This is a genomic window from Aureimonas glaciei, from assembly GCF_014643375.1.
In the GTDB taxonomy this organism is placed as follows: Bacteria; Pseudomonadota; Alphaproteobacteria; order Rhizobiales; family Rhizobiaceae; genus Plantimonas; species Plantimonas glaciei.
The window spans coordinates 16,080-33,260 of record NZ_BMJJ01000009.1 but is presented as its reverse complement, the minus strand read 5'-3'; the positions used below and the strand labels follow the sequence as shown (position 1 = coordinate 33,260).

The 17,181-nt window shown below is 62.4% G+C and carries 30 protein-coding genes; 14 read left to right on the top strand and 16 right to left on the bottom strand.

All coding sequences use genetic code 11. The features are described from left to right. Nucleotides 1–13 precede the first annotated feature (13 nt). Entirely contained in the window at nt 14–409 is a 396-nt protein-coding gene (locus IEX88_RS17505; RefSeq protein WP_188853132.1) for a hypothetical protein, read from the top strand. Between the two features lie 84 nt (nt 410–493). Continuing rightward, entirely contained in the window at nt 494–910 is a 417-nt protein-coding gene (locus tag IEX88_RS17500) for a hypothetical protein (protein WP_188853131.1), read from the top strand. On the opposite strand, the gene IEX88_RS17495 is transcribed toward IEX88_RS17500, so the two are convergent. From IEX88_RS17495 to IEX88_RS17445, 11 genes are all read right to left on the bottom strand, one after another. After that, nucleotides 911–1,177 carry a DNA adenine methylase gene (locus IEX88_RS17495; protein ID WP_373289616.1) on the bottom strand — a complete coding sequence of 89 codons (267 nt, stop codon included), beginning with the start codon at nt 1,175–1,177 and terminating at the stop codon, nt 911–913. It lies immediately after the preceding gene. Then, complete coding sequence (locus IEX88_RS17490; RefSeq protein WP_188853129.1) at nt 1,155–1,754, bottom strand: DNA adenine methylase; 600 nt, start codon at nt 1,752–1,754, stop codon at nt 1,155–1,157. Before IEX88_RS17490 ends, IEX88_RS17495 begins: the two co-directional genes overlap by 23 nt. Next, a complete protein-coding gene (locus tag IEX88_RS17485) occupies nt 1,751–1,930 on the bottom strand; it encodes a hypothetical protein (RefSeq protein WP_188853128.1) in 180 nt (59 codons plus the stop codon). Before IEX88_RS17485 ends, IEX88_RS17490 begins: the two co-directional genes overlap by 4 nt. Beyond that, nucleotides 1,927–3,234, bottom strand: coding sequence for a hypothetical protein (locus IEX88_RS17480; protein ID WP_188853127.1), 1,308 nt, complete (start codon nt 3,232–3,234; stop codon nt 1,927–1,929). Before IEX88_RS17480 ends, IEX88_RS17485 begins: the two co-directional genes overlap by 4 nt. A gap of 128 nt (nt 3,235–3,362) precedes the next feature. Continuing rightward, nucleotides 3,363–3,755, bottom strand: a complete 393-nt coding sequence (locus IEX88_RS17475) for a hypothetical protein (protein ID WP_188853126.1) — start codon at nt 3,753–3,755, stop codon at nt 3,363–3,365. Next, nucleotides 3,752–3,964 (bottom strand): hypothetical protein, encoded by a 213-nt coding sequence (locus IEX88_RS17470; protein ID WP_188853125.1) that lies wholly within the window; start codon nt 3,962–3,964, stop codon nt 3,752–3,754. Before IEX88_RS17470 ends, IEX88_RS17475 begins: the two co-directional genes overlap by 4 nt. Further along, complete coding sequence (locus IEX88_RS17465) at nt 3,961–4,317, bottom strand: hypothetical protein (RefSeq protein ID WP_188853123.1); 357 nt, start codon at nt 4,315–4,317, stop codon at nt 3,961–3,963. Before IEX88_RS17465 ends, IEX88_RS17470 begins: the two co-directional genes overlap by 4 nt. A 31-nt stretch (nt 4,318–4,348) precedes the next feature. Next, on the bottom strand, nt 4,349–4,843 hold the full coding sequence (locus IEX88_RS17460; protein ID WP_188853121.1) for a hypothetical protein: 495 nt from the start codon (nt 4,841–4,843) through the stop codon (nt 4,349–4,351). Nucleotides 4,844–4,845: 2 nt separating this feature from the next. Next, nucleotides 4,846–5,178: a hypothetical protein gene (locus tag IEX88_RS17455; protein WP_188853119.1), complete on the bottom strand. Its 333-nt coding sequence runs from the start codon at nt 5,176–5,178 to the stop codon at nt 4,846–4,848. A 74-nt stretch (nt 5,179–5,252) separates the two neighbouring features. After that, nucleotides 5,253–5,459 (bottom strand): hypothetical protein, encoded by a 207-nt coding sequence (locus IEX88_RS17450; RefSeq protein WP_188853117.1) that lies wholly within the window; start codon nt 5,457–5,459, stop codon nt 5,253–5,255. A gap of 101 nt (nt 5,460–5,560) precedes the next feature. Beyond that, nucleotides 5,561–5,890 (bottom strand): hypothetical protein, encoded by a 330-nt coding sequence (locus tag IEX88_RS17445; protein ID WP_188853115.1) that lies wholly within the window; start codon nt 5,888–5,890, stop codon nt 5,561–5,563. A gap of 408 nt (nt 5,891–6,298) precedes the next feature. On the opposite strand from IEX88_RS17445, the gene IEX88_RS17440 reads away from it, so the two are divergent. The 3 genes from IEX88_RS17440 to IEX88_RS17430 all read left to right on the top strand — a co-directional run bounded on the left by IEX88_RS17440 (nt 6,299) and on the right by IEX88_RS17430 (nt 7,306). After that, entirely contained in the window at nt 6,299–6,532 is a 234-nt protein-coding gene (locus IEX88_RS17440) for a hypothetical protein (RefSeq protein ID WP_188853113.1), read from the top strand. 114 nt (nt 6,533–6,646) lie between these two features. Then, the gene (locus IEX88_RS17435) at nt 6,647–6,814 is read left to right on the top strand and encodes a hypothetical protein (RefSeq protein WP_188853111.1); all 168 of its coding nucleotides are present in this window, start codon (nt 6,647–6,649) and stop codon (nt 6,812–6,814) included. A 144-nt stretch (nt 6,815–6,958) separates the two neighbouring features. Beyond that, nucleotides 6,959–7,306, top strand: coding sequence for a hypothetical protein (locus IEX88_RS17430; RefSeq protein WP_188853109.1), 348 nt, complete (start codon nt 6,959–6,961; stop codon nt 7,304–7,306). Between the two features lie 42 nt (nt 7,307–7,348). Here IEX88_RS17430 and IEX88_RS17425 read toward each other — a convergent pair whose 3' ends face one another. Then, the gene (locus IEX88_RS17425) at nt 7,349–7,675 is read right to left on the bottom strand and encodes a BLUF domain-containing protein (RefSeq protein WP_188853107.1); all 327 of its coding nucleotides are present in this window, start codon (nt 7,673–7,675) and stop codon (nt 7,349–7,351) included. Between the two features lie 235 nt (nt 7,676–7,910). Between IEX88_RS17425 and IEX88_RS17420 the strand changes: the two genes are divergently transcribed. Beyond that, the gene (locus IEX88_RS17420) at nt 7,911–8,141 is read left to right on the top strand and encodes a DUF6894 family protein (RefSeq protein ID WP_188853105.1); all 231 of its coding nucleotides are present in this window, start codon (nt 7,911–7,913) and stop codon (nt 8,139–8,141) included. A 6-nt stretch (nt 8,142–8,147) separates the two neighbouring features. On the opposite strand, the gene IEX88_RS17415 is transcribed toward IEX88_RS17420, so the two are convergent. Then, nucleotides 8,148–8,876, bottom strand: coding sequence for a Crp/Fnr family transcriptional regulator (locus IEX88_RS17415; RefSeq protein WP_188853103.1), 729 nt, complete (start codon nt 8,874–8,876; stop codon nt 8,148–8,150). Nucleotides 8,877–9,164: 288 nt separating this feature from the next. Between IEX88_RS17415 and IEX88_RS17410 the strand changes: the two genes are divergently transcribed. From IEX88_RS17410 to IEX88_RS17400, 3 genes are read left to right on the top strand one after another with little or no spacing between them, the layout of a single operon-like run. Next, nucleotides 9,165–9,539, top strand: a complete 375-nt coding sequence (locus IEX88_RS17410) for a response regulator (protein ID WP_188853102.1) — start codon at nt 9,165–9,167, stop codon at nt 9,537–9,539. Between the two features lie 18 nt (nt 9,540–9,557). Then, on the top strand, nt 9,558–9,761 hold the full coding sequence (locus IEX88_RS17405; RefSeq protein WP_188853101.1) for a hypothetical protein: 204 nt from the start codon (nt 9,558–9,560) through the stop codon (nt 9,759–9,761). Continuing rightward, nucleotides 9,758–9,988 (top strand): helix-turn-helix domain-containing protein, encoded by a 231-nt coding sequence (locus IEX88_RS17400; protein ID WP_188853100.1) that lies wholly within the window; start codon nt 9,758–9,760, stop codon nt 9,986–9,988. Before IEX88_RS17405 ends, IEX88_RS17400 begins: the two co-directional genes overlap by 4 nt. A gap of 42 nt (nt 9,989–10,030) precedes the next feature. Here IEX88_RS17400 and IEX88_RS17395 read toward each other — a convergent pair whose 3' ends face one another. Continuing rightward, nucleotides 10,031–10,216, bottom strand: coding sequence for a hypothetical protein (locus IEX88_RS17395; RefSeq protein ID WP_188853099.1), 186 nt, complete (start codon nt 10,214–10,216; stop codon nt 10,031–10,033). 280 nt (nt 10,217–10,496) lie between these two features. Here IEX88_RS17395 and IEX88_RS17390 point away from each other — a divergent pair, with 280 nt between their 5' ends. After that, the gene (locus IEX88_RS17390; protein WP_244640290.1) at nt 10,497–11,024 is read left to right on the top strand and encodes a putative pterin-binding protein; all 528 of its coding nucleotides are present in this window, start codon (nt 10,497–10,499) and stop codon (nt 11,022–11,024) included. Nucleotides 11,025–11,048: 24 nt separating this feature from the next. Then, a complete protein-coding gene (locus tag IEX88_RS17385; protein ID WP_188853098.1) occupies nt 11,049–13,385 on the top strand; it encodes a putative bifunctional diguanylate cyclase/phosphodiesterase in 2,337 nt (778 codons plus the stop codon). A 332-nt stretch (nt 13,386–13,717) separates the two neighbouring features. Here the strand turns inward: IEX88_RS17385 and IEX88_RS17380 are convergent, their stop codons facing one another. After that, nucleotides 13,718–13,909 (bottom strand): hypothetical protein, encoded by a 192-nt coding sequence (locus tag IEX88_RS17380; RefSeq protein WP_188853097.1) that lies wholly within the window; start codon nt 13,907–13,909, stop codon nt 13,718–13,720. Between the two features lie 819 nt (nt 13,910–14,728). Further along, nucleotides 14,729–15,055, bottom strand: coding sequence for a BLUF domain-containing protein (locus IEX88_RS17375; RefSeq protein WP_188853096.1), 327 nt, complete (start codon nt 15,053–15,055; stop codon nt 14,729–14,731). Between the two features lie 440 nt (nt 15,056–15,495). Between IEX88_RS17375 and IEX88_RS17370 the strand changes: the two genes are divergently transcribed. The 3 genes from IEX88_RS17370 (at nt 15,496) to IEX88_RS17360 (ending at nt 17,095) form a co-directional block, all read left to right on the top strand. Continuing rightward, nucleotides 15,496–15,777: an integration host factor subunit beta gene (locus tag IEX88_RS17370; RefSeq protein WP_188853095.1), complete on the top strand. Its 282-nt coding sequence runs from the start codon at nt 15,496–15,498 to the stop codon at nt 15,775–15,777. A 134-nt stretch (nt 15,778–15,911) separates the two neighbouring features. Next, complete coding sequence (locus tag IEX88_RS17365) at nt 15,912–16,208, top strand: DUF6894 family protein (RefSeq protein WP_188853094.1); 297 nt, start codon at nt 15,912–15,914, stop codon at nt 16,206–16,208. A gap of 410 nt (nt 16,209–16,618) precedes the next feature. Beyond that, the gene (locus IEX88_RS17360; protein ID WP_188853093.1) at nt 16,619–17,095 is read left to right on the top strand and encodes a MarR family winged helix-turn-helix transcriptional regulator; all 477 of its coding nucleotides are present in this window, start codon (nt 16,619–16,621) and stop codon (nt 17,093–17,095) included. Nucleotides 17,096–17,181 lie beyond the last annotated feature (86 nt).

The following is a 17,181-nucleotide window of genomic DNA, read 5'->3' as shown; positions in this document are numbered from 1 at the left end:
CTGGAGAACCGCCATGCGCATCGCCCTCGCCACGCTTCTGCTCGCCTGCATTTCCCTGCCGTCGCATGCAGAGGACCGGTATTCCGGCCACTACAGTGCAGGGTGCGGACAGCTCGTCTGCGAGCTGGACATCCGGCCGGCGGGGAAGGGGTGGTCTGTGCGGTGGACGGCGAGCGATCCGACGAGGCTTGATGCGGTGCCGGTGTGTTCGTTTAAGACGACTGCGGAGCTGGGATCGGCGGCGATGGGGCCGGCCGGCGTCGTGTCGGGGATCGCTGTCGGTCAGGTGCGGGGGCGGCCGTTCGGACTGTTCGACCTCGCGCCGGGGCGGGTGTCGTGGTCGTCGTCGTGGCAGGCGTGCGAGGGGGTGGCGCCGAAAGCCATTTATGAGGCTTTCGGGGACGAGTAGCACGAATGGCTAAAATCGTCTCGGGTCCATGAACGGGTCGTGAGGCTATCTCAGATAGACTTCCGGGACTCTGGGAGATTGTCGATGATCGTTAAGACCGCTCTGATGGCCACCCTTGTGTTCCTGATGGCCGTGCCGGACGCGGAAGCACGCCGCAGGGGCGGAGGATCCAAGCCCTCGAAGTCTTATTCGTCGACTTACTCCCCAAAGCCCTACAAATCGCGAGCCTATCGGCCCAAGAGCAGTAGTTCCCGGTCGGGCGGCGGATCGCGGGGATCGCCCATCATCATGCTCGGGAGCGGCGGCTCGCAGAATCTCGAAGGGACGACACAAGCCGGCGAATGCAGCAGTCTGAAGCCGTGTCGGCCGGCCATCGCTTCGACGCTGTCTGCGGAGGAAATCGCGGCGGGGCAGACTGCGCAGCCGCCGTCGGCTCCCTGTGTCGAAAGTAGATCCGTCGCATGCATCAAGGACGGGAAGCGGGTGGCTTCTTTCGATTAATCAGGTGGCGCCGAAAAGCTCATACTGGCGGATATCGGGAGACATGCTCGCCTCCGTTGCCGCCGGGTTCAGCCAGATGCTCTCGACACGACGATTGCCGCCGTTGTCAATCGATACCCGGTCCAATCGCGTCCTTCCCTTGAGCGCGTCGTCGTAGAGCGGGCAGTCGTAGCCGGACAGGACGACGTACCCGACGAGCGACCTGAGGACCTCGAGCAGCCGGATGTGGTCCGCAACGGACATCTCATGCGAGTAGCCGTGGCTGATCGCTTTCCGCGTTGCCGGGACATACGGCGGATCTGCGTAGTGCAGCGTGTCGTAGCATGACTTCGACAGCCGGTTCGCTAGTGATCGTCACTGCCCGCATGCGCGCATGGAAGCCGGGGACCGAGTGGCGATAGCTGTACCAGTCCTCTGCCGGTGTCTTGACGCGTTGTTCCCTCGATCGAGAAACGCGGTATCCGGACCTTGTCGAAGACGACATCGACATCGCACCGCGGACGACAAGGCGCAGAGCACGGCCGAGGTCGTCTTGCGGGTCGGGAAACCGTTTGAGATCCTTGAAGACCGACTTCCTGTATGGCGTCAGCCATGCCTGGAAACCCAGCTCTTTCGAGAGGGCGGGATCGGCGAGGACGCGGTAAAGAGAGACGACGTTGCTGTCGAGATCGTTGAGAACCTCAACAGCGGAACGAGGTTTCCGGAGCAGGACGCTGGCGCCGCCACCGAAGGCCTCGACGTAGGTATGATGAGCGGGGAACGCCGAGACGATCCACGGAGCCAGGTGCCATTTGCCCCCGAAGTAGCGGACCGCCGGCCGGTGGAGGGGGGCGAGACGGGTCACGACGCCGCTCTACTTTCCGATTTCCGCCGGACCGCATCGTCGAGCACGTCTCCGTACGTCGCGATCCATGCCTGCATCTCGGCGCCGGTGCCGAACGCGAATGCGCGGGTGCCGGCGGAGAGAGCGAGGTAGGCGCGGTCGAGGCGGCGCTGCAGGTCGAGTTCGGTCGGGGTCATGGTGAGGACTCCGGCTGGACTGGAATCTCAGCGGGTTTCCTACCCTTGCTGTCCCACATCGGCGCCCTTGCCTCCGCCAGAGCCGCAGACAGCACGATGAAGCCATCCCTCTCTCGGATAAGAAGCCCGTCCTCGAGCCCGTGGATGACCATCCATGCGACGCCGATCCTGTTGCGGGGATAATATTCGATGCCCGGGCTGACCTGCAGGCCATCTCCGTAGATCAGCTCCCGCGAGCGAGAATGGATCTCGCAGCCGGCGCCGATCTCGTCGAGGATCCGCCGCGCATTCTTGATCGACAGTGCCGGCTTGCGACCCTTCCGATGATCCCAGCCGTCCAGATGGAGCGTGACCGCGCTGTCGATGTCGGCCGGTGTCGTCAGGTGCGCCGTGTCGATCAGATCCTGGAAGTGGTCGTCGTCCGCGAGATCCATCGCGTGGCGCCAGCTCGCCTTCGTGGCCCGGTGCCGGCCCAGCGAACCCCGCGTCCACACCTCGAGCCGCTTTCCGAGCGCTGCCTCGGCAAGCGTGACCTGGGGGTGCTCGGCAAGGGACTCGTGGACGAGCCAGAGCTGTTCCCGGCCGTCATCGCACTCGCTGGCGGGAACGTACGACATCGGATTGCGGTTGACGGACGACGGGTTCGGAATCTCGCCGTCCCATTCGACCAGGTAGTGATCGCCAGTGTAGCGGTCGACGAGAGCGAGACCGGCGGCGGCGAGAAGGGAGCCGATCGAGGGCTTCTTCTTGCGAGGCGCTTTCTTCTGGACGACGTCGACGATCCCGGCCGATGCCTTCCTCATATCGAGGACTTTAGACAGCTCGGCGATCGCCGCCCTGCCGCGTTCGCAGAAGCCCCCGTCCGGCGTCGCCTTCTTCTCCTCGCGGGCGACAGCCTTCCGGCACCGGAGGATGCGGTCTTCCATGATCGAGATCTTGGCGTGGATGTCGACCACGACGGGCTCCTCGACGGCTGGTGGAACAGCGCGGACCCGAGGGGCTTCGCGTGCGACCGTCTGGCGGATCCAGGCGAGGACGCCTTCGGCCTGCTCGGACGAGATGCGGTGGGGCCAGCCCGTCTGTTTCCGCGCATACCGCAAGTGTCGCATGACACGTCCGGCCGAGGCGCGGATGGCTTCTTCGCGGGTCGCGAACAAGCACTTGCGGCTGGAATTCGGGAACATCCCCTCGATGTCGTAAAGGGCTCCACTGGTGCTGTATCTGCCGTCTGCGAGATGGACGAACTCGATCCGGTAGTCGTAATTCACGTTGCGATGCCTGCGATCCTCGCTGTTGTAGGCCACCCACTTGTCGCTGGGCCACAGATGCCCGTTGTAGGGACGGGTGCCGTCGGAGCGCTCGATCGGGCCGTCGTATGGCCAGGGATCAGATCTAGCGGTCGTGCTCTGCTGCGTCTTCGATGCTTATTGGCTCATAGCGGCATCTCCAGGGTCTCGGCCCATTTCCGGATCTCGGCGGCGATTTCGGCATGTTCGGGTGCGGCGGCGGCACATGCGCGGCGGATCCGAGCGACGCCGTGATCGAACGCCGCCAGCTTGCTCGAGTAGACGTTGGCGTGGTCAGCGGCATCGCGATAGCCGTCGATGGTGATCGACTGCGACATCATCCAGAGGCCGCTGGTCGAACTCTCCGGATAGATCGTGAGGTTCGCGTAGTTGTCGGGTTCGATCGCGATCGTGCGGTCGAACATGTGCTTGCGGACGTAGGCGTTTTCGATCCGGAGCCGGGCCATCTTGCGGAGCGTGTCGGACGAGATCGGCGGCGGCGGGACGAGGTCAGGGTTGCTGACGACGAGGCGGATCACAGCATGTCCTCCGTCTCTGGCTTTACCGTCCAAGAGTCCCTCGGCGGCTGTTTGATCGTGCCGCGGGCGTATCCGGACGACGACTGCGAGCGGAGCCACGCGTTCTCCGCTTCCAAACGGACGATCTCGTCTTGCAGGTCGACAACGCGACACTGCAGCTTCACGCTCGACAGTTGCTCGCGAGTCAGGCGAGGGAAAACGCGGGTCATAAGGATGCTCCTTCAGACCAGAATTCCTGCGACGCTTCCCACTGCTCGACCATCTTCGGCGCGGCCATCTTGACCCGCCGACGCCGGCGGAATGGCGTGTCCAGCGGATTCGGCGGCGAGGGCAAATTGTCGAGGTCCGCAAGGCGGCAGAGGTAGGCGTGCAGCCGCAGGGCGAGGACGTTTTCGCCGATCTTGCCGTCGTAGGCGAAGACGGGGTCGCGACCGTGGTCGGCGATGAAGTCCGTCAGCTCGGCGATGTCGGCGGCGACGCGGTCGAGGGAGCGGGAGTGCCTGGGGCGAGTGGTGAAGTCGTGGAAGATGCGGTCGAAGTCGGCGGGGGTGAGGGCGGTCATACCATCGTATCTCATCTGGGATCCCATTGGTTCAGTCGCAATGGGAATAGCGGGAGCCGGTGGCGCGGATGATGCCGTCGCCGAGATCGACGAACTCGAACGTCGTTCCGTACCCACCCAGAGGAAAGTCCTTCAACTGCTCGGCGACGTAGCGGTCGATGTCATCACGTGTGCCGACCGCGCCGAAGCCGTGCGTCCGCAGGATGCGGTCGGCCTTCGTCTGCGCGATCTTGACGTCCAAGACGGCATCAGACGCGACTTGCCGCGCTTCGTCCTCCAGCCGTCGCGCCTCCGACTCCGACTGTCTTACGGCCAGATTCCTCGCCGCGGTCTCGACGAGCCGTGCTTCGTGCTCGGCGCGCCACGCCTCGACGGCCTCCGCGTGGAGGGCGGAGACGCGCCAGGCGTTGTTGTACCAGCGGGCGCCGGGGATCCCGCGTATGGCATCGACGGCACGGGAGTCGTAGTGGAAGCCGACGATGAGTGTCCGACCATTCGGTGTCCGTGTGACGCGGATGTGTGTCATCGTTAGATCTCCTCGCCGGCATCGTCGGGGATCTCGTCCAGCTCGGGATGCCTCGCCGCGTACCAGATCCTCATTCCCTCGATCGACCGCTGCCTTTCGCGAACGCTTTCCGGCGTCTCCGGCGGAAGTCGATTGTTCTCTTCGACGGCGATCCACAGCGACCAAAGCTCTTCGTAGACGGCTTCGGGCGGGGTGTAGAAACCGCGGGACCAGCTCCGGACCGCGCCGAGCGAAGTCTTGACGCCGCGAGCGGTGAGGTAGTCGACGAGTTCGAGCTGGGTCATGCCCAGCATCTGCTGGATGTCGGCTGCTGGGTGGTGGGGTCTGTCGATCATAAGGGGTCGTCTCCGTTCCGGCGTCGATGCGCTCCGGAAACCCCTGCCGACGAGGCAGGGGAAACCGCAGTGCGTCAGGCCTCTTCGATTTCGTAGCTGAAGCGGTAGGCGCCTTCCGCGTAGTCCCCGTCGCCGACACGTGCGTACAGCTCCGCGTGCTCCAGGGCATTGTAGGCCGCGACCGCCTCGGCCTCGGTGTCGTGCCAGGACGCGACGCAGACATGGCGGTGCTCGGGGTTCGGGCCAGAGCCGATGAGCAGCTTGTCGATGCGGTAGGTCATCTCGAGAATCCTTGTTTCGGGTGGGCCCGCGGCGGGGAAAGATGGCAGCAGATGCGCTCCGGAAAACCCTGCCCGTGAAGAGCAGGGGAAACCGCAGGGCGTCAGGCCGCGACGGCGTCCTCGGCGGCGGAGAGCACGCCGACGAGCCGAAAATCCTTGAAATCGGAGAAGATGCCGCCGTTGCCGGTGTCGTCGCCGCAGATTTCGGTCTCGTCGTATTCCGGGAAGTGAGCGGGGACTTCGTAGACAACGAGCGCGTCGCCGATGTCGGACTTGCCGACGCTGGTTTCGAGTTCGAGCGCGCCACCCTCTTCGATGACGGAATTGTCGAGCGAGCCGATGGCGGCGGCTTCGATGTTGGCGGCGCTGGAGCAGGTGAAGGCGCCGAAGAGGGCGACGCGAGAGGTCTGGACGACGATGAAGCGGGTCATGGGTGGCATCCTGGTCTGCTGGGAGCGCAAGATTGCGGTCCCGACGACCTGAATATACATATCAGAAATGTATTGGCAATAAATATATTTGCTCTGGGGTGCAGCGGACGCGGCGGGAATGCAGCCGCTTCGGGGACTACCGGACGCAGCCTGATCGACATGCGGTCAGGACGCCCTAGATCGGATTCAGGAGGACGGTCCGATGCAGAAGCTTCCCTTGAGCCATTATGCCGACAGGCGGGAAGAATGCCTGCTCGCCGCGGCGGCATGCTCGCTCGAGAACGCGAGGCGACGCCACCTCGACGCAGCTGAAGCTTGGCAAGACATCATCGATCAGCTGCAGCCGGGTGGGCACACGTCGCATCTGCGGGGGGAATCCCCGAGATCCGCCACTACAGGATCGACACGATGACGGACGACGAGAACTCGGGGGAGCCGACACGCTACAGCCCCGCCACGGTCGCTGAGCGCACCGCGAAAGGCACCAGCGCCGCTATCGTCGCGAGCCAGGCAGAGGCGACGGCAGCGAAGACGGCGCGCCTACGGGCTGCCCGGGAAGAGCGTGACGCCGTTCAGGCCGCCGTTGATGCCGAGGCTCTGCGGAACGCGCCGCCGAAGAAGAAACGGGCGCGCAAGGCCTGAACGCCGATCCGCTCGCGAGTTCCTCGAGCTTGGCGCGATGCGACCATTCGTCCAGGAACAATCGCCAGCTAAACGGATTCGTCATCCAAACCAATCGATCTGGAGGACGACGAAATGAGCGACGCTCACAAGACCCCCGAAGACGTCACACACGACATCGAGCTGCTCGCACTGGCGACGTGGATCCCGAAAGATGCGGGCGATTCGACGCCGAGCGACCGGGAGATCCGGACCATTTCGGAGGTGCTGGAACTCCCGGTGGACCCGTCGATCGGCGAATAGGGGCATGTTCGTCGCCGAAGTTCAGCCGAGGACACTCGTCGCGGCGGCGTGAACTGTCGCAGAATGGGCGACGAGCGTCGCAGCGGAGACGGAATGTTAAGCTCAGTGCGCCATTGTGGGTCGGCATAGCCGAAAGCCCTCTCGATGACGCTGCATCCGCACCTTCCTCCCGCCGTCGACTTCATTGACGCGGATTCGTTGAGGGACGTGCGCGACGACGAACTTGCGGAGATGCTCGAGGAATGCCGACGTTGGTGCCAGCACCTGGAACGGTTCCGGGCTTCGCTCGTCACCCCTGTCGCGCTTACACTCTGGAAAGTCCTACTACACACCGAAGTGCTGCTCGTCGCGGCGGCGAGCCTGCGCATCGAGACCGAGATCGCCGCCCGTCTTCGGGACGCTGCCGAGGACGCGGTGCCTGCTCCAGGCGAAGACTCGCGGCACCTGGATGGCCAGGGGGCTACAGAGGGTGAAGTAACCACGCAGATATGATCGCGCCGATGAAGGGCAGGATGCTCGGCGGCTGACCCGCTCCTACTTCAGGTCCTCGACCAGCATAAGGACGTCGGCGATGGGGCGCTGGATCATGCTCCAGTCGGGAAATCTGGCCACCTCGATCTCATGGTTCTGCAGCGTGACGATACCTTCGTGCCGATCATCTTTCAGGATCCGATCGTATAGCGCCTCGACGACATCACGCGGACCTTCGAGGATCTGGACGACCTGAAATCCGTCGAACGCGAGAACGCCGGTAATGCCGTTACGACGATTGAATTCCTCGGCAAAAGTCACGACGTCGTCCATTTCCTGGCGACCGACGTGCGGGCAGACGTGTGAGGCATAGGCGATGCGAATAGGCACGGGTTCGTTCCTTGGCGTCAGCGGTCGCCTGCGGGCACAACGCATCTCGGGTTCTGACGGCCGTCAACTCGATGATTATTTTCGGCCAGGCCAAACATAACTAAGCGGGCCTATGAGATATGTTATGGCGCTCCCGCGATATTGCGTGTCTATGAGCCCATCACCGGCACCTTCCAGGCCAGTCGTGACAGAGAGACCGACAGCGCTCCCGCCGATATTCAGGGGGAAGCCCTAGATGGCCCGATATTTCTTTCACGTCATGAACGGCAAGGCGGATATCGACGAGGACGGTATCGAGTGCGCCGATCTGGACGCCGTCCGCGAGGAGGCGATCAGGTCCGCCGGGCAGATGCTGAGCACCGGGCGCCAGTCGTGGAACGGCGAGGCATGGCGGATGACCGTCTGCGACGAAGAAAGGACCGTCGTCTTCAGCGTTAATTTCTCCGTCGATCGGCACGGCCTGTAGCCGCGTTCAGATGCGGACGGATCTTGTCCGCTCGATATGAAGATAAGACGGGTCGAAGCTCGAGTATCTCTTCAGGACGTCGACGTTCGGTATCGCGATCATCTCGTTCTTCAGCGTGACCAGATTCGCGTACCGCAACTCCTTGAGACTGCGGTTCACGTGGACGTTCGACAGGCCCATCGTGTCCGCGATTTCCTCCTGCGTCAGCGGGAGTTCGAAGCCCCCGTCCGTGGTCAGCCCCACCGCCTTCATCCGCACGTGAAGCTCGCAGAAAAGATGGGCGATGCGCTGGGAAGCCGATCGCTGCCCGATGTTCACCAGCCATTCGCGCAGCGTCGCCTCGTCGACGAGGGAGCACATCCAAAGCGCCCGGGCGAGGGAAGGTCGCCGCTCGGTCATCTCGATTATCACTGCCGGAGGCAGCTTCACCACGCGGCACGGCGTGACCGTCGCGATGCTGTGGTCCATCCTGCGGAGTAGCGCGACGTGCAGGTCGCAGAAGTCTCCCGGGATCATGTAGGCGAATATGTGCCGTCGTCCTTCCAAGGTCGACTTGTAACGCACGGCAAGACCCTCCAGCACCAGATGCACGATCTCTGGATTGTCGCCCTCGCGGATCAGGTCGCGGTTGGCCTCCACCTCGACCACGTTCCGGGTCATCGATATCAGCCAGTCACGGTCCTCGTCATGAATCTTTTCGAACCCGTCTAGCTTGCGAATGAACGGATTGGCCATGGCAGGCACTCCTTCCGGCGTCGAAATCATCGAAAGCGGTCGGTGCAGCGCTTCACGACCAGGGACGAATTGCTCTCGGCTCTCTCGTAGTCCCGCTACGACAATTTCCCGTAAGGAGGCGACTGAACTTTCAGCAGATCGCCATTTAAAGATCCGACTGAACTCCGCAAGGCTCGAAAGGAACTTTATCCGCGAAACATAAAGGACATCAAGACTTACATATGTAATGGCGGGGTAGCACTTTTCGGACCCTCAGTGCGTCGTCGGATTGCGGCATGGAGGAGCCCGATGGATCACGTACCGGCAGTCGCCGTCCTTCTCCTCGAGGAAGAGGCGCTTGTCGCGATGGACCTCGAATTCAACCTGGTCCGGTCGGGTCTGGTCGTCGCCGGGGTATTCTCGCGCTGCTCCGAAGCGCTGGAATGGCTGTCCAGCAACACGCCGGATGCCGTCATCATGGACGTCCGTCTTCGTGACGGATCATGCGAAGGACTGGCCATCGCGCTTCATGCCCGCGGCATACCTTTCGTCGTCCATTCGTCGATCTGTCGCCGCGATGTGGAGATCGCCAATGCCTTTTCGAAGGGACGATGCGTCCACAAGCCTTGCGATCCCGATCGCCTGGCCCATGCCGTGGCGTCGTCCGTGGGATGGGACGCCTAAACGACCTGCTGGTGAAACATGATGAAAGCTAAAGGCACATGGACGAAGCTTTACGACCTCGCCACGCTTCCGGCGGCTGAAGGATACTTCCAGGATAACGGCGAGCGCCATCCGCCCGGTACGGGCATGCAGATCGTCACGTCCGAACGGCAGACCTGTATTCAGAAGACGGAGCGTCTGCGCAGAGCGCGGCTCGGTTCCGCATCGATGTCCGCATCATGAAGTCGGCATCGATCCTTGAAGCCGTCGTCGCGATGATCACGGACGGCTTCACGGCAGCTAAGGCCTTCCGTCACCATTCCGGCCTGCCGATACAGTACGTGGCGGCGCGCACCGGCATCGGGGTTGCACTGCTGATCGTCATCGAAAGCGGAAGCAGCGCGTCTGACGACGAGATATCGGCGATCGCGACGGCGCTTGAGCTTCCACGGGTGGTGACTGCTGGCTAGGATTGAATGCCGCCGCAACGCAGGTCGCGGCGGCTTGAAGTATCAGTGCAGGCGACCGAATAATTCGGGCGCCTTGCCAAGCTTCTTCGTGAATTCCTTGGTACCGTGGGCAGTCGCGTAGGTCAGGATACGCGCCGTGTCGTCGACCACACGCGTCTTCACGTCGAAGATGCCGGCGTCGCGATATGTTTTCTTCGGCACCAGGACGCCGCCCTGATAAAACAGCATCTCCTGCAGAATCCGAGCAGCGTTGGCGAGGTTGAACAGTCGGAATAGGAATCGTAAACCTCGGCCTTGGGCGGGAAGGCCAACGTAGCGGCGGAGGACGGCCACGCCTGAGGCGGGTGTTCGCACGGATCCAGATCATATGTCACAGGCATTATTTCGGCGCTAGTAGCGAATGCTGATCTTCAATGACATTGATTATTCACGAGATTTTCGCCTAGCGTGAGAACGAAGCTTTAAGTTGTCTTTGCAAGGATGGCCTCCACTCAATCTGGCTGTTCACATGCTGCACCTTCTTAACAGGACGACGACCCTTGCATCGCTGCTGGTGGGCGCCTGCCTTATCTTCGTCGGCACGGCGGCTTTGGCGGACGATCTCCCGCTTCCCGCTGGAAAGACGATCCTGGTGATCTCCGGTGCTATCACGGCGACGAACAAGGACGGGTCCGCGGAATTCGACCGGGCTATGCTGGAGTCTCTCGGGGCGGTGGCGATCACCACGATAACCCCCTGGTATGATGCGCCCGTGACGTTCGAAGGCATTTCGCTCGATGCGCTGATGAAACGCGTCGGTGCCGATGGTGAGAAGGTGACCGCGGTGGCGCTGAACGACTACAGTACCGAAATCCCGCTCAGCGACTTCGCGGAACACGGTGCCGTTCTGGCGCTGAAGCGGGACGGCGAATACATGACGGTTCGCGACAAGGGCCCGCTGTTCATCGTCTACCCTTATGACAGCGACCGCCAACTCCAGAGCCAGACGTACTACAATCGTTCGGCCTGGCAGCTCGCCAAGCTCGTCGTCGAATAAAACCGCGGTCGGAGACGTCGGGTCATGTCTCTGAGAGTCTTGCGGATCCTGCTTGGAATCACCGTCGGGTGCTTCGTCTTCGCGACCGCCTATCTGTCCGTCCTAACCTTCGAGAGACAGAAATCGCTTCAGCAGGTCGCGAGATACGACGTGAGCTGGTCGGTCGGCCAGGCCCTCGTGGAATACACGCGGCTGGAGCAGCGAATTGCAAGTGCGGCCATCGAAGAGGGCCCACCCGACGAGGAGGAGGTCCAGCTCCGCTTCGACATCCTGTACAGCCGTATGGAACTGCTCAAGACCGGCGAGGCCGCGGCTTTTATCCGTGAGGAGCCCAGAAACGGGGAAACGATCCGCAAGCTCGGCGACGCGCTCGCCGGCATCGAGCCTCTGATCGCCAAGCTTGAGACCCCTGCCGCCGTCATCCGTATGATCGAGATCCTGGAGCCGCTGGACTCCGACCTCGCCGCTCTGGCATCGAGGGCGAACCGGTCGAGCGCAATGCGGGTCGCTGAGGATCAGAAGGAACTGCTGCGGCTACACTTCATCTTCTCCGGCCTCGCCGCGGGACTGATCGTCTGCGGCATCGCCCTGATCGCGCTGCTGGCACTGCAGAACCGCCTGCTTCGTCGCGCTCAGTCGAGCTTGTGTGGGATGGCGCAAGATCTGAAACAGGCTTCCGGTACGCTGGAGGCGCAGAATCGTAGCTTCGATGCGGCATTGAGCAACATGTCTCAGGGCCTGTGCATGTTCGACGCCGCCGGCCATTTGACCGTCTGCAATCATCGTTTCGGCGAGCTGTTCTTCCTGCCGGACGCATCGACGCAGATCGGGCGCACCTTGGCGGAGTTTGTCTTCGAAATGGGCGAGGGGCGCCGCCTCTCAGGCCTCAAGCAGGTCTATTCGCAGCAGGAACGGTTGATACGCGAGCAGCGCAACGGCAGCTTCGTGCTGGAACAGAACGACGGTAGGTCTATCTCCATCACGCACGTGGCACTTCTCGACGGCGGGTGGCTCGCGACTTACGAAGACGTCACCGAACGGCAAAGGGCGGAATCCCAGATCGCGCACATGGCGCATTTCGATTCGCTCACCGATCTCGCCAACCGCGCCCTCTTCCACGAGCGCCTCGAGCAGGCGTTGGGACGCGGTAGGCAGCACGGGCGGTCAGTCGCGGTGTTGTGTCTCGATCTTGACCGCTTCAAGGACGTCAACGACAGCCTCGGTCATCACACCGGGGATGAGCTTCTGAAGGCAGTCGCCGAACGGCTTCACCGTCATGTCGGCGATGAAGATTTGCTGGCGCGAATTGGCGGAGACGAATTCGCCATCCTGGTTCAGATCACGGCTCCGGTCCGAGACTGCGGAGAACTCTGCACGCTTCTGATCGAGGCCATCAGCCGTCCGTTCGTGATCGACGGCCAGGAAATCGTCGTCGGCCTCAGCATCGGCATTGCCGATTCCGTCACCGGGGCTTCAAGCCCAGGCGAGTTGCTAAAGCAGGCAGACCTCGCGCTTTACAAGGCCAAGGCAGACGGAAAGGGCACCTTCCGTTTCTTCGAGCCGGAGATGGACGAGCAGTTGAAGGCGCGCCGAGCCCTCGAAGCCGATCTTCGCAAGGCGCTGGCGAACGACGAGATGGACGTCTTCTATCAGCCGCTGGTGAACGCCGAGCACTGCCGTATCGTGGGTTTCGAGGCGCTGATGCGCTGGCGTCATCCGGAATGCGGCATGGTCTCGCCGGCGGAGTTCATTCCCATCGCCGAGGATACCGGACTAATCGTGCCGCTTGGCGAGTGGGTCCTGCGGCGGGCATGCACGCAGGCAACGATATGGCCGTCTAATATCCTGGTTGCGGTCAACCTCTCCGCCGTTCAGCTGCGTAGCGGCACGCTGGTTCAGACGGTGACCGAGGTTCTGGAGAGCACCGGGCTGCCGGCGGTGCGTCTCGAACTCGAAATCACCGAGTCGGTACTGATGGAAGACGACGAGGGCACCCTGGCGGCATTGCATGAGTTGAGAGCCCTGGGCGTGCGGATCGCCATGGACGACTTCGGCACCGGCTATTCCTCGCTCAGTTATCTCCGCAATTTTCCCTTCGACAGGATCAAGATCGACCAGTCGTTCGTCCGCGACCTGGCAACCCGGTTCGACAGCCTGGCGATCATCCAGCTGATTACCGGTCTCGCCACCAGCCTGTCGATGTCGACGACGGCAGAAGGCGTGGAGACCGAGGAGCAGTTCCTGCATCTGCGGGCCGCGGGTTGCACCGAGGTGCAGGGCTACTACTTCGCCCGCCCGCTACCAGCCGCCGACCTCGTCTTTGAGCTGCCGCGCCCCGATAATGGCAAGGCGGCAGCCTGATCGGCCGAGCCATTTCTACTACGGACGGTTAGCCGTCCTCCCCGGAGGGATTTCCCACTCGACCGCATCAAGGTTGACCGCAGCTTTGTTGCGACGGCGGAGAGCGACAGGCATTCGATGGCGGTGCTCCGGACAGTGGCAGTTTTCACGATCGCGCTACGAAACAGATAGCCGGCACCGACAAATTACGAAAAGGCCCGCTGGAGACGCAGCGGTCATTGATTCGATCGGACCAGTTGACCTGGCCTTCTTCCGGACCGTCATCCGCTGCCGCCGCGCCCGCCGCATCAGCTCGTCGATATCGGTGACGAACCCGACCCGAAGTTCGACCGTCACGACCGCAGCCGCCTCCGCACGTATCCCGCCGACGTCGCTGCAACAGCCTCGGCTTGCATCTCGTGCTGTCCGCGGATCAGCCCGAGGATCGCAGCTCTCATGTCCCCGCTGGCGGCACGGATCGCGGCGTCGACCACTCCGTCCAGATCGTCGTCCTGCACCGTCGATTTCATTTTAGCGAGTGCCATCGTCCGTCTCCCGATTCCTTCCTCGTCGTCTCACGACCGCGTCTTGCCGTGAAGCTTTTGTTCCTATTTTGTTCTGAAAAATAGGAGATGATTCACAGATGTCTGTCGAGACGATAGGAGCCGCGCTCGATGCTGGTTGGGCGGTGACGGTGCACTGCGCATGGGGACGGAGAGAGGGCCTCAAAAGCGCTCGCGAGTGCCGCCAACGGCACGATCTCGACCTGCCGACGTGTGGACACGCGGGCGCCAGATGCCGCTCGCGATGCTGCCAGAGAGGATGCGGTGTCCGCGGTGCGGGTCGCGGCGGGTGCGATTGCTGTTCACGCCGCCAGACGGGCGGTCGGTGACTGCGGCGTGAATTGTCGCAGCGGAAACGGAACATTAAAACGCACCGCTGTATTCTATGTCGGCACAGCCGAAAGCCGCTTCAATGACATTGCATCCGCACCTTCCTGCTGCCGTCGACTTCCAGGATGCGAATGCACTGAAGGCCGTGCGCGACGACTAACTCGCCGACATGGTCGACGAGTGCAGAAGCTGGTGCCGGCACCTCGAGGGTTTTCGGGCCTCTCTCGTCACGCCCGTCGCGCTTACGCTCTGGAAGGCCCTGCTTCACTCGGATGTGCTGCTAGTCGCGGCATCGGGCCTACGCATCGAGAGCGAGATCGCTGACCGTCTTCGGAATGCTGCGGAGGACGCGGTGCCGGCTCCTGGAGAGGGCTTGCGGCACCTGGATGGCCCAGTGGCTGCCGAGGGCGAAGTAAACGCGCAGATCTGATTGCGGCGATGAAGGGCAGGATGCTCGACGTCTGGCCGCGACTAGATCAAATCGTTGATGAGCATCAGGACGTCGGCGATAGGGCGCTCGATCATGGTCCAGTCCGGAAACCTCGCCGTCTCGATCTCGTGTTTCTGCAGCGTGAGGATACCTTCGTCGCGATCATCCTTCAGGATCCGATCGTAGAGCGCCTCGACGACATCCCGCGGTCCTTCCAGGACCTGGATGACTTGAAATTCGTCGAATGCGACAACGCCGGTGATGCCGTCGCGACGATTGCTTTCGTCCGCCAAAGACACGATGGCATGCATTTCCTGCCGACCGACGTACGGGCATACCTGCGAGGCATAGACGATGCGTATCGGCACGGGTTCCTTCCTTGGCGTCGGCGGTCGCCAGCGGGCGCAACGCATCTACGACTCACGAATTCGGTATTTCCGGAAAACCGCAATACCCGAGTCTTAATGCATGTTCACGACGGCGGAAGCCTTTTCAAGGACGCGGTGCCGGCGCCCCACGAAATGCGCCCCGTGCCGTTGATAGGCCCGCGAACAAGGATGCGGACGGGAGGGCAGGAGCGGTCTGGACGGGTAGCCGGCTAGCAGCTAGGCTGGCTGCTGACAGAATGTCGGCTCCATCCTGGGAGGTCGCATGCCTCCGGCCAATCACTACGGGTCATGTTTTCCAGGCTTCTGTCCGGACGACCTCCTCGTCGCGTTGGACGCCGGCTTCTCCGATGAGGAAATCGTCTTCATGTTCGACCTGGACGATGACGGACGACAGGCGGCACCGGTACCGGAGACCAATTGTGATCAAGTCCGAACTCGTCCAGATCATCGCCAGCCGGAACCTGCATCTCTACGCGAGGGACGTCGAGATCATCGTCGATGCGATCTTCGGCGAGATCGTGGGTGGGCTGAGTGAGGGGGGCCGCGTGGAGCTGCGCGGCTTCGGAGCATTCACGGTGAAGCACCGCCCGGCGCATTCCGCCCGGAACCCGCGGACGGGCGAAACGGTCGATGTCGAGGAAAAGTGGGTGCCGGCCTTCAGGGCGGGCAAAGGGCTGCGGGACCGGTTGAACGGCGAATGACACGCGGTCCCGACCCTACGCCTGGCACAGGGATCACGACGTCGAAGCATCATCATTAGCCGAACGCACGTTTTCCCTCAGAAGCGTACGGTCCTGACGGTGCCTGCGGCAAACAGACGCTGTAGTCATCGTGGATGCGCTACTTCCTTCATCTGATTCAAACATACGAGACCGTCCGGGATCCGGAGGGCAGCGTGCATCCCAACCTGGCAGATGCTCGCGGCGAGGCTGTGGATGCGGCGCGACAGATGATGTCCGGCGCCGTCCGGGGCGGATGGGACATCAGCGACTGGGCCATCGAGATCGCCGACGAGCATGGCGTCATACTGGACCGGCTGCCGTTTTCCTCGACGCTCAGACCCGCCGAACGGGCAGCGTCATCACCGTCGCCAGATGCCGATCGAGAGGTTGCAGCGGAAACGAACCGCTAGCCCATTTTTCTCGTGGCTTTCCGAAAGCCGTCCCATGACCTCGCATCCGCACCTTCCTCCTGCCGTTGATTTTCCCGACGCGGACCCGTTGAGGGACGTGCGCGACGACGAACTGGCGTCGATGCTGGTGGAATGCCGCCGCTCCTGTAGGAACTCGGAACACTTCCGGGATCGCTGGTCACGCCGGTCGCCATCACGCTCTGGAAAGTCCTGATCCTCGCGGAGGTGATGCTCATAGCTGCTTCCGGCGGGCGGATAGAGAGGGAGATCGCAAAGCGTCAACGAAACTCAGCCGAGGGCGCCGGTTAGGTACGGCTTCCGGTGGTGCCCTGCCGCACTATCGCCGTAAGAGATCAGTCGCTAACATTTCCAGGCTATCTATTCGTCGCCGCCAGCATTGGAATTGCCGGATGACCAAGTCGCTCGATGCTCATCCTCCGGCCGCGACGGACATCGATTTCGGGGAGCTTGCGGAAGATCTCGTCATCTTGTCGAAGCGCATCCGAGCCGTGTTCGGAATCGCGCTGGTCGAAACGGATTTCCACGCCGGGCAGGATCACATGATGATGGTTCTCGTTCCGGGAACCGACATCCCAGTTTCGGAGCTGGCAATGGAATTGGATGTTCGACCGTCGACAGTCTCGAAAATGGTCGACCGTCTGGCGGAGAGAGGTCTGGTCGTCCGTCTTCCCGACGCGAAGGATAACCGGAAGACCCTCCTGAGGATCACCGCCGAAGGGGTCCGCGCACAGGCGAGGATCCGGACGGTCTGGGCCGAGGTCGGTCGTCGTCTAGCTCCGAAGCAGCAAGAGGAAGCTGCGATCATGATGATCCAGATCAAACGCCTGAACGAGGCCGTGCACGCGCACCTTCTCCGCAGCCGATAACGGGTTATCTCCGTCAATTCGCTGGTGCGGAAATCGCTCCTCGATACGGCGGCGGTCGGCAGATCGTCGGTTTGGCCTCATAAAGG

Excerpts from the sequence above, each read along its gene's own strand:
- IEX88_RS17505 (WP_188853132.1), top strand. The coding sequence starts at position 14 with ATGCGCATCGCCCTCGCCACGCTTCTGCTCGCCTGCATTTCCCTGCCG.
- IEX88_RS17500 (WP_188853131.1), top strand. The coding sequence starts at position 494 with ATGATCGTTAAGACCGCTCTGATGGCCACCCTTGTGTTCCTGATGGCC.
- IEX88_RS17485 (WP_188853128.1), bottom strand. The coding sequence starts at position 1,930 with ATGACCCCGACCGAACTCGACCTGCAGCGCCGCCTCGACCGCGCCTAC.
- IEX88_RS17470 (WP_188853125.1), bottom strand. The coding sequence starts at position 3,964 with ATGACCCGCGTTTTCCCTCGCCTGACTCGCGAGCAACTGTCGAGCGTG.
- IEX88_RS17465 (WP_188853123.1), bottom strand. The coding sequence starts at position 4,317 with ATGACCGCCCTCACCCCCGCCGACTTCGACCGCATCTTCCACGACTTC.
- IEX88_RS17460 (WP_188853121.1), bottom strand. The coding sequence starts at position 4,843 with ATGACACACATCCGCGTCACACGGACACCGAATGGTCGGACACTCATC.
- IEX88_RS17455 (WP_188853119.1), bottom strand. The coding sequence starts at position 5,178 with ATGATCGACAGACCCCACCACCCAGCAGCCGACATCCAGCAGATGCTG.
- IEX88_RS17450 (WP_188853117.1), bottom strand. The coding sequence starts at position 5,459 with ATGACCTACCGCATCGACAAGCTGCTCATCGGCTCTGGCCCGAACCCC.
- IEX88_RS17445 (WP_188853115.1), bottom strand. The coding sequence starts at position 5,890 with ATGACCCGCTTCATCGTCGTCCAGACCTCTCGCGTCGCCCTCTTCGGC.
- IEX88_RS17440 (WP_188853113.1), top strand. The coding sequence starts at position 6,299 with ATGACGGACGACGAGAACTCGGGGGAGCCGACACGCTACAGCCCCGCC.
- IEX88_RS17435 (WP_188853111.1), top strand. The coding sequence starts at position 6,647 with ATGAGCGACGCTCACAAGACCCCCGAAGACGTCACACACGACATCGAG.
- IEX88_RS17430 (WP_188853109.1), top strand. The coding sequence starts at position 6,959 with ATGACGCTGCATCCGCACCTTCCTCCCGCCGTCGACTTCATTGACGCG.
- IEX88_RS17420 (WP_188853105.1), top strand. The coding sequence starts at position 7,911 with ATGGCCCGATATTTCTTTCACGTCATGAACGGCAAGGCGGATATCGAC.
- IEX88_RS17415 (WP_188853103.1), bottom strand. The coding sequence starts at position 8,876 with ATGGCCAATCCGTTCATTCGCAAGCTAGACGGGTTCGAAAAGATTCAT.
- IEX88_RS17410 (WP_188853102.1), top strand. The coding sequence starts at position 9,165 with ATGGATCACGTACCGGCAGTCGCCGTCCTTCTCCTCGAGGAAGAGGCG.
- IEX88_RS17405 (WP_188853101.1), top strand. The coding sequence starts at position 9,558 with ATGATGAAAGCTAAAGGCACATGGACGAAGCTTTACGACCTCGCCACG.
- IEX88_RS17400 (WP_188853100.1), top strand. The coding sequence starts at position 9,758 with ATGAAGTCGGCATCGATCCTTGAAGCCGTCGTCGCGATGATCACGGAC.
- IEX88_RS17395 (WP_188853099.1), bottom strand. The coding sequence starts at position 10,216 with ATGCTGTTTTATCAGGGCGGCGTCCTGGTGCCGAAGAAAACATATCGC.
- IEX88_RS17390 (WP_244640290.1), top strand. The coding sequence starts at position 10,497 with ATGCTGCACCTTCTTAACAGGACGACGACCCTTGCATCGCTGCTGGTG.
- IEX88_RS17385 (WP_188853098.1), top strand. The coding sequence starts at position 11,049 with ATGTCTCTGAGAGTCTTGCGGATCCTGCTTGGAATCACCGTCGGGTGC.
- IEX88_RS17380 (WP_188853097.1), bottom strand. The coding sequence starts at position 13,909 with ATGGCACTCGCTAAAATGAAATCGACGGTGCAGGACGACGATCTGGAC.
- IEX88_RS17365 (WP_188853094.1), top strand. The coding sequence starts at position 15,912 with ATGCGCTACTTCCTTCATCTGATTCAAACATACGAGACCGTCCGGGAT.
- IEX88_RS17360 (WP_188853093.1), top strand. The coding sequence starts at position 16,619 with ATGACCAAGTCGCTCGATGCTCATCCTCCGGCCGCGACGGACATCGAT.